The 14971-nt window shown below is 70.6% G+C and carries 11 protein-coding genes; 5 read left to right on the forward strand and 6 right to left on the reverse strand.

Features of this window, described 5'->3' with window-relative positions:
- Positions 1 to 277 precede the first annotated feature (277 nt).
- Complete coding sequence (gene gyrB, locus HUG12_RS11580) at positions 278 to 2212, forward strand: DNA topoisomerase (ATP-hydrolyzing) subunit B (RefSeq protein WP_179268919.1); 1935 nt, start codon at positions 278 to 280, stop codon at positions 2210 to 2212.
- Between the two features lie 7 nt (positions 2213 to 2219).
- Positions 2220 to 4787 (forward strand): DNA gyrase subunit A, encoded by a 2568-nt coding sequence (gene gyrA / locus HUG12_RS11585; protein ID WP_179268920.1) that lies wholly within the window; start codon positions 2220 to 2222, stop codon positions 4785 to 4787.
- Between the two features lie 19 nt (positions 4788 to 4806).
- Here the strand turns inward: gyrA and HUG12_RS11590 are convergent, their stop codons facing one another.
- Both HUG12_RS11590 and HUG12_RS11595 read right to left on the reverse strand, forming a co-directional pair.
- Positions 4807 to 5283, reverse strand: a complete 477-nt coding sequence (locus HUG12_RS11590) for a hypothetical protein (RefSeq protein WP_218836308.1) — start codon at positions 5281 to 5283, stop codon at positions 4807 to 4809.
- A gap of 14 nt (positions 5284 to 5297) precedes the next feature.
- A complete protein-coding gene (locus tag HUG12_RS11595) occupies positions 5298 to 6182 on the reverse strand; it encodes a DUF7504 family protein (protein ID WP_179268922.1) in 885 nt (294 codons plus the stop codon).
- A 291-nt stretch (positions 6183 to 6473) separates the two neighbouring features.
- Here HUG12_RS11595 and HUG12_RS21885 point away from each other — a divergent pair, with 291 nt between their 5' ends.
- On the forward strand, positions 6474 to 6608 hold the full coding sequence (locus HUG12_RS21885) for a DUF7503 family protein (protein ID WP_281362295.1): 135 nt from the start codon (positions 6474 to 6476) through the stop codon (positions 6606 to 6608).
- Here the strand turns inward: HUG12_RS21885 and HUG12_RS11600 are convergent.
- The 3 genes from HUG12_RS11600 to rocF form a co-directional block, all read right to left on the reverse strand.
- Positions 6596 to 8680 (reverse strand): hypothetical protein, encoded by a 2085-nt coding sequence (locus HUG12_RS11600; protein ID WP_179268923.1) that lies wholly within the window; start codon positions 8678 to 8680, stop codon positions 6596 to 6598. The genes HUG12_RS21885 and HUG12_RS11600 overlap by 13 nt on opposite strands.
- Positions 8681 to 8769: 89 nt before the next feature.
- Entirely contained in the window at positions 8770 to 9360 is a 591-nt protein-coding gene (locus HUG12_RS11605; protein ID WP_179268924.1) for a SprT-like domain-containing protein, read from the reverse strand.
- A gap of 373 nt (positions 9361 to 9733) precedes the next feature.
- Entirely contained in the window at positions 9734 to 10639 is a 906-nt protein-coding gene (gene rocF / locus HUG12_RS11610; RefSeq protein ID WP_179268925.1) for an arginase, read from the reverse strand.
- 129 nt (positions 10640 to 10768) lie between these two features.
- Between rocF and HUG12_RS11615 the strand changes: the two genes are divergently transcribed.
- Both HUG12_RS11615 and HUG12_RS11620 read left to right on the forward strand, forming a co-directional pair.
- The gene (locus HUG12_RS11615; protein WP_179268926.1) at positions 10769 to 12493 is read left to right on the forward strand and encodes a glucosamine inositolphosphorylceramide transferase family protein; all 1725 of its coding nucleotides are present in this window, start codon (positions 10769 to 10771) and stop codon (positions 12491 to 12493) included.
- Between the two features lie 106 nt (positions 12494 to 12599).
- On the forward strand, positions 12600 to 13883 hold the full coding sequence (locus HUG12_RS11620; RefSeq protein WP_179268927.1) for a DUF389 domain-containing protein: 1284 nt from the start codon (positions 12600 to 12602) through the stop codon (positions 13881 to 13883).
- Positions 13884 to 13968: 85 nt separating this feature from the next.
- Here the strand turns inward: HUG12_RS11620 and HUG12_RS11625 are convergent, their stop codons facing one another.
- Positions 13969 to 14883 (reverse strand): NAD-dependent epimerase/dehydratase family protein, encoded by a 915-nt coding sequence (locus tag HUG12_RS11625; protein ID WP_179268928.1) that lies wholly within the window; start codon positions 14881 to 14883, stop codon positions 13969 to 13971.
- Positions 14884 to 14971 lie beyond the last annotated feature (88 nt).

A 14971-nucleotide genomic window follows, 5' to 3' on the forward strand; every position in this document is an offset into this window, starting at 1 on the left:
GCTTCTCCAGCGGAGTGTAAGTGAAATCGGGAGGCGACGCGCCGACGAACAGCCGCGTTCGGGGCGACGAGCGGACCGTTGGCACGCCCTGCGGGCGGGATTCGGCCAGGGCGTCCGGCCGCCCATCGGACGCTGCGCGCGTCGGGTTCCGGGTGGCACCCGTCGGGCGTCGGGGAGACCTGTCGGGCACGAGGTGGATGTCTTGCGGCCGTCGCACATGTGCGCGCGCGTGCGGGGAATTTATAGGAGGGGACCTACTAGAGATGGTAAGGTTCCTATGTCAGGTTCAGGGGATAGTGAGTACGGCGCCGGGCAGATTCAGGTCCTGGAGGGACTCCAGGCCGTTCGGAAGCGTCCGGCGATGTACATCGGCTCTACCGACACCCGCGGACTCCACCACCTCGTCTACGAGGTCGTCGACAACTCCATCGACGAGGCGCTCGCGGGTCACTGCGACGAGATCGGGGTAACGGTCCACGACGACGGCTCCGTCTCCGTGTGCGACGACGGGCGCGGCATCCCGGTGGACACCCACGAGAAGTACGACCGCCCCGCCCTGGAGGTCATCATGACGGTCCTCCACGCCGGCGGGAAGTTCGACAACAAGTCCTACCAGGTCTCGGGCGGCCTCCACGGCGTCGGCGTCTCCGTGGTGAACGCGCTGAGCGAGACGCTCACGGTCGAGGTGAAACGCGACGGCGCGGTCTGGCGCCACGAGTTCGACCGTGGGGAACCGGTCGAGGGCGCGTTCGAACGCGTCCGCGGGATGGACGCGGACGAGGAGACGGGGACGCACATCCGGTTCTGGCCGGACACGGAGATCTTCGAGACGACCGACTTCTCGTTCGACACGCTCGCGAACCGCCTCCGCGAACTGGCGTTCCTCAACTCGGGCGTCGAGATCACGCTCTCGGACGAGCGCGACGACACCGCCGAGACGTTCCACTACGAGGGCGGCATCCGCGAGTTCGTCGGCTACCTCAACGAGACGCGCACGCCGCTGCACGGCGACGTCATCTACTTCGAGGCCGAGGAGGTCGTCGAGGACGGGCCCGTGCAGGTCGAGGTCGCGCTGCAGGCCACCGACGAACTGCAGGGGTCGGTCCACGCGTTCGCGAACAACATCAACACCCGCGAGGGCGGGACCCACCTCACCGGCTTCAAGACCGCGCTCACGCGGGTCGTCAACGACTACGCGAACGGGAACGACCTCATCGGCGACATCGACGGCAACCTGAAGGGGGAGGACGTGCGCGAGGGGCTCACCGCGGTCATCTCCGTCAAGCACCCCGACCCCCAGTTCGAGGGGCAGACGAAGACGAAACTCGGCAACTCGGAGGTCCGCGGCGTCGTCGAGTCCGCGGTCCACGAGGGGCTGGGGACGTACTTCGAGGAGCACCCCGACGTCGCCGAGGCGGTCGTGAGCAAGGCGGCGGAGGCCGCCCGCGCCCGGCAGGCGGCAAAGAAGGCCGAGGAGCTGACCCGCCGGAAGTCCGCGCTCGAGTCGACCGCGCTCCCGGGGAAGCTCGCCGACTGCCAGTCGCGCGACCCGAGCGAGGCCGAACTGTTCATCGTGGAGGGCGACTCCGCCGGCGGGTCGACCAAGCAGGCCCGCAACCCGGAGAACCAGGCGGTGCTTCCCATCCGCGGGAAGGTGCTGAACGTCGAGAAGCACCGGCTCGACCGCGTGCTGGAGAACGACCAGATCCGGAACATCGTCACCGCCGTCGGCACCGGCATCGGCGACGAGTTCGACGTCGACGACGCGCGCTACCACAAGATCATCATGGCGACCGACGCGGACGTGGACGGCGCCCACATCCGGACGCTGCTTCTCACGTTCTTCTACCGCCACATGCGCCCGCTGCTCGAGGCGGGCTACCTGTACGCGACGAAGCCGCCGCTGTACCGCATCCGCTACCGCGGGGAGACGTACGACGCGATGACCGAGGAGGACAGGGAGCGCATCATCGAGGAGAAGTGCGACGGCAACCCGACCCAGGTCCAGCGGTTCAAGGGGCTCGGCGAGATGAACCCCGAACAGCTCTGGGACACGACGATGGACCCCGAGAAGCGCATCCTGAAGCAGATCACCGTCGACGACGCGGCGGCGGCCGACCGGATGTTCAACGTCCTCATGGGGGACGCCGTCGAGCCGCGAAAGCAGTTCATCAAGGACCACGCTCCCGAGGCGGAGTGGGTCGACATCTGAGGAAGACATGAGTTCAGAACCACCAGTCGATCCGAGCGACGTCAGAGCCGCGCAGGTCGAACACGTCCGCATCGAGGAGGAGATGGAGCAGTCGTACATCGACTACGCGATGTCCGTCATCGCCGGCCGGGCGCTCCCGGACGTCCGCGACGGCCTCAAGCCGGTCCACCGGCGCATCCTCTACGCGATGCACGAGATGGGACTCACCGCGGGCTCGGGCCACCGGAAGTCCTCCTCCATCGTCGGCGAGACGATGGGCGACTTCCACCCGCACGGGGACGCGGCCATCTACGACACGCTCGTCGGCATGGCCCAGGAGTTCTCCATGCGGTACCCGCTCGTCGACGGGCAGGGGAACTTCGGCTCGATGGACGGCGACCCGGCCGCGGCGCCCCGGTACACGGAGGCCCGGATGGCCCCCATCGCCGAGGAACTGCTCGCGGACATCGAGCGCGACACAGTCGACTTCTCCCCGAACTACGACGACCGCCTCGAGGAGCCGGACGTGCTCCCCGCGGCGTACCCGAACCTGCTCGTCAACGGCTCGACGGGCATCGCGGTCGGGATGTCCACGAAGGTCCCGCCGCACAACCTCGGCGAGGTGATCGACGCGACCGTCGAACTCATCGAGAACCCCGACGCGACCGTCGCCGACCTCATGAGACACGTCAAGGGGCCGGACTTCCCGACCGGCGCGAACATCGTCGGCCGGAACGCGGTCCGCAAGGCGTACGAGACGGGCCGCGGTCGGGTCCGCGTCCGCGCCGAGTTCGAGACCGAGGAGTTCGACGGCGACCGGCAGCGCATCGTCGTCACCGAACTCCCCTACCAGGAGAACAAGGCACGCCTCGTCGAGCGCATCGCGGAGGACGTGAACGAGGGCGTCATCGAGGGCATCTCCGACCTGCGCGACGAGTCCGACCGCGACGGCGTCCGCGTCGTGGTCGAGCTGAAGCGCGGCGCCAACGTCGAGGTCGTGAAGAACCAGCTCGTCGAGCACCACCTCGAGACGACGTTCGGCGTGATCAACCTCGCGCTCGTGGACGGCCAGCCGCGTGTGCTCTCCCTGAAGGAGACGCTCGAGGAGTACGTCGAGCACCGAAAGGACGTCGTCACCCGTCGGACCGAGCACGAACTCGGCGAGGCCGAGGACCGCGCCCACATCCTCGAGGGCCGGCTCAAGGCGCTCGACAACGTCGAGGACGTCGTCGAGACCATCCGGAAGAGCGAGGACCGCGACGAGGCGCGCGCCGCGCTCCGCGAGACGTTCGACTTCTCGGAGGCGCAGGCCCAGCACATCGTCCGGATGCAGCTCGGCTCGCTCACGTCGCTCGAGTCCGCGGAGATCGAGGAGGAGTACGAGGAGGTCACCGCCCGCATCGAGCGCCTCGAGGAGATCCTCGCCTCCGAGTCGGAGCTCATGTCGGTCATCAAGACGGAGCTGGGCGAGATCAAGGAGGAGTACGACGACGACCGCCGGACCGGGTTCGTCGAGGACACCGGGACGGTCACCCACGAGGACCTCATCCCCGAGGAGGAGTCGGTCGTCGTCGTCAGCGAGGACGACTACATCAAGCGCATGCCGGCCGCGGAGTTCCGCGCGCAGAACCGCGGCGGGAAGGGAATCATCGGCGCGGACCTCAAGGAGGGCGACCGAGTCTCCTCGGTGTTCCTCGCGTCCACGCACGACTACCTGCTCTGTTTCACCACCCACGGGCAGGTGTACCAACTGAAAACGTACCAGGTGCCCGAGATGGGCCGGACCGCTCGCGGGAAGTCCGCTGTGAACGTCCTCGACCTGGACGAGGGCGAGGAGATCACGGCCGTCGTCAACTGCGACGACATCGGCGCGGGGACCGACGGCGAGGACGTAGCCGGCGGGGACGGGGTCGGCGCGGACGGAGCGGACCCGGCGGACCCGGCGGCCGAGGCCGGCGAGCAGTACCTCACGATGGTCACCCGCGACGGCTACGTGAAGCGGACTGCCGGCGAGGAGTTCGAGAACATCCTCTCGACCGGCATCCGGGCGATCAGGCTCGAGGACGGCGACGAACTCGCCGACGTGGAGGTCACCCACGGCGACCACGACCTCGTCGTCGGGACCCGCGGCGGGATGGCCATCCGGTTCGACGAGTCCGAGGTGCGGGCGATGGGCCGCTCGGCCCGCGGCGTCCGCGGCATCGAACTGACCGGGGACGACACCGTCGCCGGTCTCGCTGCCATCGACGGGACCCAGCACGACTGGGTGCTCACCGTCACGGCGAACGGATACGGCAAGCGGACCGACCTCGACGAGTACCGGACCCAGAGCAGGAACGGGAAGGGGCTCATCGACATCAAGACGAACGAGCGAAACGGCCCCTCGTGCGCGGTCGAGGCCGTCTCGTCGGGCGACCACCTCTTCGCCATGAGCGCCGGGGGCCAGATCATGCGGACCCGCGTCGAGGACGTCTCGACCATCGGTCGGAACACGATGGGCGTGAAGGTGATGGATCTCGACCCCGACGACCTGGTCGCGTCCGTGGACGTGCTCCCCGCCGCGCGCGTCGAGGACGGGGACGAGTCCGGGGCGTAACCGCTCCCGCGGAACCGTTCTAGCGATCCGGCGGCCGCGACGGTCCGTCGGGGTTCGATCGCGACCCGACCTCGCGTCCGTCGGCGGTGCGGATCGTCACCTCGACCGACCAGTCGGGAACCGACGTGGACGGGAACGACAGCGTCCAGGTACCGGCCGGGTCGGCCAGGTCCTGCTCGGCGTAGGCGGCGAGGATCAGGTCCGAGAGCCCCGCCTCGAACGCGGCGCGGCGACCGGCCGGTTCGCCCGTCCCCGCGGCGGCCCGCTCGGCCGGTCCCGGCTCCCCCGCCCGTTCCGATTCCGCCGTCGGCTCCGCCTTCCCGGTCGACTCCGCCGCGTCCGTCGGTCCAGACCCGATCGCGGTGATCACGACCTCCACGTCCGGGACCCCGGGATCCTCGTGCGTGAGCAGGCGTCGTCCGGCCACGTCGACGTCGTGGGCGAACGCTTCGAGAACGGTCCGGCCGAGCCTGCCCTCGAAGTCGTCCTCGTACATCCGTTTCGGAGGCGTCACGTCGGGTTCGCCCCGACGAGCGTCAGGAACGGTTCGACGGCCGCGATCCGGTCCCTCGGATCCACGACGGCACGGTCCGAGCCGACGGTGACGAACCCCAGCCGTTCGAGCGACGGGAGGTCGCTGTGAACGAGGCCGACGTGTCGCTTGCGGACGGCCTCCCCGTCGCCGTCGGCGTCCGCGAGCGCCCACGCCAGATCCGCGATCGCGGTCGGTTCGTCCCGGTGGGCAAGGAGATACCGGAGCACCTCCCTCCGTCGGCGGGTGCCCAACGCTTCGAACAGTTCACCCGCGGACGGGGACTCGCTCCCCCCCAACGGGCGGCTCTCGCGCGACCGAACGTCGACGACCACGTCGAACCGCGGTCGGAGCGCGGGAAACGCGGTCTCGTCCGGCGGGAGGCGGAACACCCCGACGGCCTCGCAGGCCGAGACGGCCCCCGTGAGCCGATCGACGAGCTCCGCGTACGAGGTCGCGTCGTACCGCTCGACCATCGCGTCCACGAACACCGCGTGACGGTCGCACCCCTCGTCCAGGTCGCGCAGCTGCTCCTCGACGCGGGAGACGAGTTCCGGTATCGTGACCGCGTCGTCGACGGGCCGGACCAGCCCGGGGTCCGGCCCGCCCTCGACGGTCGCGGCGGCCGATCGAACGTCGCTCCCGATCGCGACCAGCGACGCGTCGTGGAACCGTCCCCGATCGCGGCGACGCCAGCAGTCGACCATTGCGAGCGGGTCTCGATCGGCCGTCACCGCCACCACCCCGACCGCCTGCCCGCCTCCGATCAGGAGGTCGGTACAGAGGCTCCCGACTGCGTCGTTCCCAGCTGCCGCGATCAGCGCGTTGTCCCCTCGATCCAATAGCGACGGATTCGCACCCATATTATTCGACACCGGTTACGGGTAATAAACGACGTATAATAAATCACACTGGCGGTACTCGGCGGTTCGGGACGGCGATGTGACACGTCAGTGGCTCGCGCACCCGCTTCGCGGCGAGACGCTTCGACGAGGCGCCTTCGCGTCGACGCCTGCGGCTACCCTCCGCCTACCCGGCCCGCCGGGATCGCGTCGCTCGAACGCGCCCCGGTACGCGATCCATAACGATACGGCCCTCGCCGAAACCGGAAGCCGTGTTCGGGCGGACGCCCGGACACGTCCAGGTGACCACCCATGAGAACACACCAGCTCCCCACGAGACCCGCGGACGACCCACGACTGATCGGCGCGCTGTTCGTGCTCTCGATCTTCGGCTCCCGGACGGGGACGGCGTCCGCGGCCGGTTGCGGGGCGTATCACGGTCCCTGAGCGTCGAGCCGGTCGGGGACGCCCTCCACCACCAGCTCCCCGTCGATCACGGCGGGGCTCGTGAACCGCTCGAAGAACCGGACTGCCTCCTCGGCGTCGAGCCGGAAGGGGCCGGACGACCCCGGCGCGAGCGAGTGGCGGTCGTTCGAGGGGACGAGCGGGTACGCGGCCGTCCCCATCCCTCCCTCCGACGGGAGGAACGTGTGGGCCGTCAGTTCCACGGTCCCATCGCCGAGCGGCTCCACCTCGCAGGCCATCGGGGCGCCGTTCTCGCTCTGGGCGACGTCGACGGTCCCGTCCCCGACGACGAGGTAGTAGCCGCCGAGGACGTGGCCGACGCGGGCGAGCGAGAGCGCCGCCCGGAGCGGGAACCCGCGGTTCAACAGCCCCGCCATCGCCCGGCCGACGTCGACCGCGCCGTCGTTTATCACGTCGCTCAGCGTGACGACTCCGCCGAGGGCGCCCCGTTCGACGAGCGCCACCCCCTGTTCGTACGAGCGGCAGCCGTTGAGGAGGAACGCGTCGACGCCCACGTCGTCGATGCTCCCGGCGTCGAGGGTCCCGTCCGGGCACCGGAACCCGCCCGGGTCGACGTGGCCGACGTAGTGGAGGTAGTCGGTCCCCGCCTCGAGGGTCCGACGGAGTTCGACCGTCGAGAGTCCCGTCTCGATGGAGACGGACGAGGGGAGCCACTCCCAGTCGCGGTAGACGTCCGCGGCCGCCCTCGACTCCTCGTCCATCCCGGCGCCGTTCACCACGACGGTGATGTCGATCGGCCCCCCGTCCGGCTCCCTGCCGAGCGCGTTCCGGTACGACGCGGGGACCCCCTTGCTCGCGTTCCACGGCGTCCCGGGGCCGAACCACACCTGCTCGACCGCGTCGGACTCCGGGAGCGCGACGACCGGTTCGGCGGGCGCGTCCACGGCGCTCGACCGCCGGACGAACGGGCGGCTCCCCCCGTCCGCGAGGTACTCGGAGACCACCCGCCCCCGGAGCCCCGACGCGGGGACGCGCTCCGGCGTCCTGACCCGGACCGCGGCGAGTTCGTCGAGGACGAACGGGAGCGTCTCGACGCCAGCGGGGTCCGGCGGGAAGCACGCGACGAGACGCCACCTCGGGAGCCGTTCGGCGACCTCCCCGTGTTCGACGTCGAGGTACGCCGGGAGCCGTTCGGCGAGCGGTTCGTCGTACAGCCGTTCGAACTCGGGGCCGACGACCGACTCGACGGCCGCTCGCTCGTGGAGGTCGACGCCGGCGTACCCCTCGCCCCGGAGCAGGCAGTCGAGGAAGAACGTCCGTTCGAGGACGCGCCGAACCGTCGACTCGAGCCCGCCCTCCGCGGTCAGGTCGAACTCGACGCCCGCGTCGGTGACCAGGCGGGGCTGCTCGCCGTCGACGACGTCCGCGCCGAGGTAGTAGGCGAGCGGAGCGGCCGTGAACAGCGCCTCGAGCGTCGGCGGGAGCTCCAGACGGACGCCCGTCTCCGGACGGGCGATCCCGTCGGGGATCGAGAGCGACTCCCCGAGTTCGATCAGGGGCGGGTGGCCCCTGAGGGTGGGATAGGACCGCTCGGGGCCAGTCGTCTTCAGCGCGGACGAGAGCGCGGAGACGGCGGCCCGGAGGTCGTCCGGGTCCGTCGTCGTCGTGATCGTCCCCGAGGGGCGGTCGTGGTAGGACCGGGCGCCGACGACGACGTCGGTCGCCTCCGGGAACCCGATCCGGACCCCGTCCGGCCCGGCGACGAGTTCGAGCGCGGACTCGGCGGTGAGATACACCTTGATCGGCGCGGTGACCTCGACGACGTACTCGGCCTCCGGGAGCGTCCGCACCGGCGCGGAGTTGGCGTCCACGACCACCTCGCCGTCCGCGTCCCGCACGAGTAGGTCGACGAGTCGGGAGAGCACCAGCTCGCGAACGGTGACGAGCGCGGCGGCCCCGACCGGCACGCGGAGCCCCGCGGGGTCGACGTCGGCCGGACGGACCGCGCGGTCGGTTCCCAGGCTCACCCGCCGGCGCTCGATCGGATCCCGGATCTCGATCCCCCCTTCCTCCCCCTCGATCGTCGGGTCCATGCGTCCTCGTCCCCGGAACGGTCGACGGTCGGCTTATAATTTCCCTTAAAACAGATGGGAAATAAACATGTCCGGCGGCGTCAACGAACTCACCCCGAGCGTGTGTCCTCCAGTTCGTAGTAGGCGCCACAGCACGCGGTCGACTCGACCCGACGGGCCTGCTCCGACGGCGGTAGCTCCGCCAGCCGCGTCGTCTCGCACTCCCGGCACCTGTCGAACAGCACGTCGCCGCAGTCGCGACACCGGAGGAGGTAGCGACCCCGGTGGAACGCAGGGCAGCGGTGGTCCGCGTCGACCGCCTCCGCGCGCTCCCGGAACCATGCGCCGTGGCCCGTCGTTCCGAACCGCTGGAACTGCTCGAGGTGGATCAGTTCGTGTCGGATCGTCCGGCGCCACTCGGCCTCGTCGTAGGCGTCCACCGCACGCCGGGAGCAGACCACCTCGCAGGCGTCGAGGTCGTCGAACCGGGACCGGGAGAGCGCCGACCCGTGCTCCCGCCTCGCTGCGGTCCAGTCGAGCGGGACGCCGACCTCCGCGCCGGGGACCGTCGGGTGCCGCACGGCCGCCGCGCGGCGCTTCGCCCGGCGGGAGACGCGCCACTCGACGTTCCGGTCGAGGTTCGCGTCGAAGCCGAACTCGACGACGGCGACCCGGGCGTAGCGGCGGCTGTAGGCCAGCACGTCCTCGTCCGTCCGGATGGCGTCGAAGTCGATGTCGACCGTGACGGCGGGGAAACCATCGTTCTATCGGTACGAAGGACCCGACGGCGAACGGCCGACCCGTCCACGGCGGTAGGCACCAGCGCACCCACCGCGAGGGTGGGAGGCGGGGCGAAGCCCCGCCGACCGAGCGAGCGGCCTTTTGGCACTGACGAGCGGAGCTCGTCATGTGGCCAGAAACCGTCGGTTTCCGGCAGCATTACGGGAAATCGAAGGTCTCCCGTCAGCAGTGGGATTCCGGAGGAATCCCCCAACAGGAACGGGTTTTGCGGGGGTCCGGCCGCAGCGCGTCGGCGGAGCCGACGCGCGAGGACGCGCCCCCGCAAAAGGGGTTCTATAGGATCCGCTTCCCGAACGCGCTCGCGGCCAGTTCGGTCGCCAGTTCCGCGGTCTCGTTGTGCTCGTCGAGCACCGGGTTCACCTCGACGACCTCCATCGATCGGAGGACGTCCGACTCCGCGACCCGCTCCATCGCGTAGTGGGCCTCGCGGTAGGTGACGCCGCCGCGCACGGGGGTCCCGACGCCCGGCGCGATTCCGGGGTCGAGCCAGTCGAGGTCGAGGCTCACGTGGACGCCGTCGACGCCGTCGCCGGCCACCGTGATGGCCGCCTCCACCACGTCGGTGATGCCGCGCTCGTCGATGTCCGACATCGTGTAGGCCGTCATCTCGCTGCCGCGGATCGCCGCCCGTTCGGTGTCGTCGAGCGCCCGGAGGCCGACGTAGACGACGTTCTCCTCGCGCAGCCGCGGGGCGTTCGCCCACTCGACGCCCGCCCACTCAGCGTGGCCGAGCGCCGCGGCGAGCGGCATCCCGTGGACGTTGCCCGAGGGCGAGGTGGTCGGCGTGTTGTAGTCGCCGTGGGCGTCGAACCAGACGGCGCCGACGTCGGCGTCCCTCGCGCTCCCGCGGAGGCTTCCGATGGCGACCGAGTGGTCGCCGCCGAGCACGAGCGGGGTCGCGCCGTCCGCGACGGTGTCTGCCACCGCGTCGGCGAGTCGATCGCTCACGTCCTCCGTCTCGCGGAGGAACTTCGCGTTCCCCTCGCTCGGCGTCCGGTAGTCGGGGTCGCGCTCCTCCGCGCGCGGGACGGGCAGGTCGCCGGCGTCCTCGACCTCCACGCCGGCGGCCGCCAGTTCGCGCGCCAGCCCCGCGTACCTGATGGCCGAGGGGCCCATGTCGACGCCGCGCCGGTCCTGGCCGTAGTCCGTCGGCACGCCGATGATGTGGACGGCGGTCATGTCTCGAGTGTTCGGCGACGCGGGTAAAGTGATGTCGAAGCGGGCGGTGGTCGGCCGGCGCGACCGGAGCCCCGGCGTGGGCGGGTTACCCGGTCGCTAACAAATCCCCCGTTCCGGCTACCCTCGCCCGTGCGCCACACACGGAGAGCGGTAGTCGCGAGCGCGTTCGGGCTGTTGAGCGGCTGTGCCGTCTCGGGGGGCTTCGGCGCGACGTCCCCGACGGGGACCCGAACCGGCACGTCGGGGACCGGGCCGACCGAGCCGACCCCGTCCCCCACCCCCGGACCGGTCGACTCCGGGCGAACGATCCCGCCGGTCTCCCACCCGGGGACCCGGGCCCCGCCGCTCCCGGCCGGCCCCCTCCCGGGCGTGGAGAACCCCGTCCTGACCCCGGACGACGTCACGGACTTCGGCGACGTCACGCTCGTCGCCGACCCCTTCCTGTTCGTCGAGGACGGGGAGTGGCACCTCTTCTTCGAGGTGTACAACGAGGACCGCGATCCCGACGCGGTCATCGGACACGCGCGCAGTTCCGAGGGGCGCGACTGGGAGTACACGGGCGTGGTGCTCGAGAAGGACGCCCACACGTCGTTCCCGCTCGTCTGGAAGTGGGAAGGGGAGTACTACATGTGCCCACCCACGGGCCGGAACGTCGAACTCTGGCGAGCGCGGTCGTTCCCCGACGACTGGGAACTCCTCGGGAACCTCCTCGAGGCCGAGTACTACCCGCACGACCCGGTCATCTTCCGCTACGAGGGACGATGGTGGCTGTTCACCGACCGGGGAAACGACGCCGTGATGGCCTTCCACAGCGAGGACCTGGAGTCCACGGGCTGGAAACCACACGCGGGGAACCCCGTAGTGACCGACCGGCTGAAGGGGGCGCGACACGCCGGACGGCCCGTCGTCGTCGGCGATCGGCCCTACCTCTTCCGCATGGACCTGCGTGACGAGTACGGGGACAAGGTCCGGGGCTACGAGGTCACGGAGCTCACGACGACGACGTACGCCGACCGCGAACTCCCCGAGTCGCCCGTCCTCTCCGAGAGCGGCGTCGGCTGGAACGCGGAGGCCATGCACCACTTCGACCACTGGTGGGACGGCGACGGCTGGCTCTGTGCGGTCGACGGCGAACGCGGCGGGTCGCCGGAGGGGCGGTACGCCATCGGCCTCTACTACGTGCCGGCGGACGCGTCGCCGCGGCAGTCCAGCCTCCCCGCCGACCGCTCGCGGACGGCCGCCTACTACACGTTCGACGGGCACGATGGAGTCGCCGTCGACCAGCGGGGGAACCGGCGCCCGGGCGTCGTCTTCGACGCGGAGGCGGGGTCGGTCGACGGGGTTCCCGGCCGGACGTTCGCCGAGGGGACGAGCAGGGTCGTGTTCCCGTACACGTACGTGTCGACGCTGGACGGCGACGCGTTCTCGCTCGTGACGTACGTACGACCCGCGGTCCGTAGCCGGAAACGGACGCTCCTCGAGTACGGGAAGCACGACGGCGAGACCAACCTCCGGGTCGAACGGAACGGGAACGCGTCGTGGACGGTTACGGCAGCGGGTCGGGACGACGACGTCTCGTTCACCGCCGAGGGAGGTCCCGACGACGCGACGCTGGTGCAGGTGGCGCTGACGTACGTCAGGGGGAGCGGGTTCGGCTTCCACACGAACGGGGTCGAACGTGGCCGGGGAGGCGACCCCGGTTCGGTCGTCGAGTACAACGACTACCTCGTCCTCGGCGCCGACCGGCGGGGCGAGTCGCCGTGGACCGGGTGGATCGGCCCGTTCGGCGTCCACGACGCCGCGCTGACGGGGCCGGAACTCGACGCGATGGACGCGGAACTCCGGGCCGGCTAGCGGATCGTCCGCGTTCGCCTCCGGGCACCGACGGACTCCCCGACGAGGTGAACCCCGGCCGACGGGTCGACGGAAGGTATTTTGGCCCCCTTACAGTCGCCACCGTATGCGACTCGTGCAGTTGCGCGTTCCGGCGGACGACCGCGAGCCCGTTCTGGACGCGCTCGACGAGCATGGGGTTGACTTCGTCGACACGCCCGAGGCGGACGGGGACGCGACGCTCGTCCACTTCCCGTTGCCGACCGAGGCCGTCGAGAGCGTCGTCGACGCCGTCCACGAGGCGGGCCTCAACGACGACGACTACGTCGTGGTCGCCAGCGCCGAGACGGCTCGCTCGCCTCGGTTCGACGAACTCGAAGAGGAGTACGTCAACGGGTCGGGCGAGGAGGACGCCATCACGGAGGCGGAACTCCGGTCGAAGACGCTGAACCTCACGCCGAGCAGGCTGGTGTACTACGCGATGACGCTTCTCAGCGTGCTCGTCGCGACCGCGGGGCTCGTGCTCGACGCCCCGTCGGTCGTCGTGGGCGCGATGGTCATCTCCCCGCAGGTGGGCGCCTCGCTCACCGCCGCCGTGGGCGCGACCATCGACGACCGACCGATGCTCCGGGACGGGATCAGGATGCAGGTGTACGCGCTCGCCGGGTCGGTGCTCGCGGCCGCCGCGTTCGGCTGGGCGCTCCGTAACGCCGGCTTCGTCCCGCCGGTCCTCGACATCTCCACGGTGGACCAGATCAGCACCCGGACCTCGCCGGGGCTGCTCACCCTGTTGGTGGGACTGTGTGCCGGCGCGGCCGGCGGGTTCAGCCTCGCGTCCGACGTCCCGGAGTCGCTGGTCGGCGTCGCGGTCGCCGTGGCGCTCGTCCCCGCGGCGGCCGCCTCGGGCATCGGGGTCGCGTGGGGCTACACCGGCGTCGCGGTCGGCGCGGGGGTGCTGTTGCTCGTCAACGCCGTCTCCATCAACGCCGCCGCGGTCGGCGTCCTCTGGTACCTCGGCTACCGGCCCTGGTCGGACCACGCGGGGCCGGTCAGGGACCTGGCCCGCGCGGCGCGCTCGCGGCGCTTCCTCGTCGCCGCGACGGTCACCGCCGTGCTCGTCCTCGCGCCCGGCCTCCTCATCGCGGACCACGTCGCCTTCGAGAACGAGGCCAACGACGCCGTCGAGGCGACGCTCGAGGAGCCCCGCTACCAGGAACTCGAACTGGTGTCGACGCACGTCGAGTTCGTCTCCGGGACGTCCGAGTCGGAGTCGTTCATGGTCGTCGTCGCCCGGCCGGCCGGCGAGCCGTACCCCGAACTCGCGGATCGGTTGCGCGATGCCGTGCGCGAGCGGACCGGGGAGACCCCGACGGTGGAGGTGGAGTTCGTCGACAGGAACCGGTCCGGGTGATCGACGCTGGGATCCCGGTCGGATGGTCGGAGTTCGGCCACGGTCGGGAGCCGACCCGGACCGTGGCCGGGGCGTCCTGCCGGGCTCAGTCGAGGTACGGGGCACACACCCGCCGGACGCCCTCCTCGAAGCCGATCTCGGGCTCCCAGCCGGTCGCCCGGTGGACCTTCGAGACGTCGGCCTTCGTGTCGTGGACGTAATCGTCGAACGGCGTCTCGACGTACTCGGGCTCGATGTCGGTGCCCAGCGCGTCGTTGATCATCGCGACCATCTCGTTGAAGCTGTAGCTCTCGCCAGTTCCGAGGTTGTAGATGCCGTTGAGCCGGTGGTCAGCCACCGCCTCGATGCCGCGGACGACGTCGTCGACGTGGGTGAAATCGCGGGTCTGTGAGCCGTCGCCGAACAGTTCGGGCGCCTCGCCGTTCGCGATCAGGTCGGCGAACTGCGCGACCGTGTTCGCGTACTCGCCCTTGTGCTCCTCGGCGCCGCCGAACCCCTGGTAGACGGAGAAGAACCGGAGACCCGCGACGTCCATGCCGTGGTGGTTGCGGTAGTAGTCCCCGTAGTGCTCGCGGGCGAGCTTCGACGCCTCGTAGCCCGTGCGGGCCTCCACCTCCATGTCCTCGGGGGACGGCTCGGTCCGGCTGCCGTAGATGGATGAGGTCGAGGCGTAGACGACGAGGTCACAGCCGGCCCGCTGCGCCTGTTCGACCGTGTTGACGAACCCCTCGACGTTGACCCGCGCGCCGCGGGCGGGGTCCTCCTCGTGCATGTTCCGGGAGGACATCGCCGCGAGGTGGAAGACGGCGTCCACGTCCGCCGGGAGGTCGTCGTCGAGCACCGACCCCTCGACGAACTCCACGTCGTCGCCCAGGTTGTCGGGCGTGCCGAGGTAGAGGTCGTCCAGCGCGACGACCTCGTTCCGCTCGGCGAGTCGGTTCGCCAGGTTCGAGCCGATGAAGCCGGCGCCGCCGGTGACGAGCACGCGCTTTCCCTGCATGGGTTCCCAAGCAGTTCGCTCCCGCAAAGGGGTGTCGGTCCCGGGCCCGGCGGGCGTTCGTCCGGACCGCCCCGCCGCCGTCCCGGGT

The organism is Halorarum salinum (genome assembly GCF_013402875.1).
In the GTDB taxonomy this organism is placed as follows: Archaea; Halobacteriota; Halobacteria; order Halobacteriales; family Haloferacaceae; genus Halorarum; species Halorarum salinum.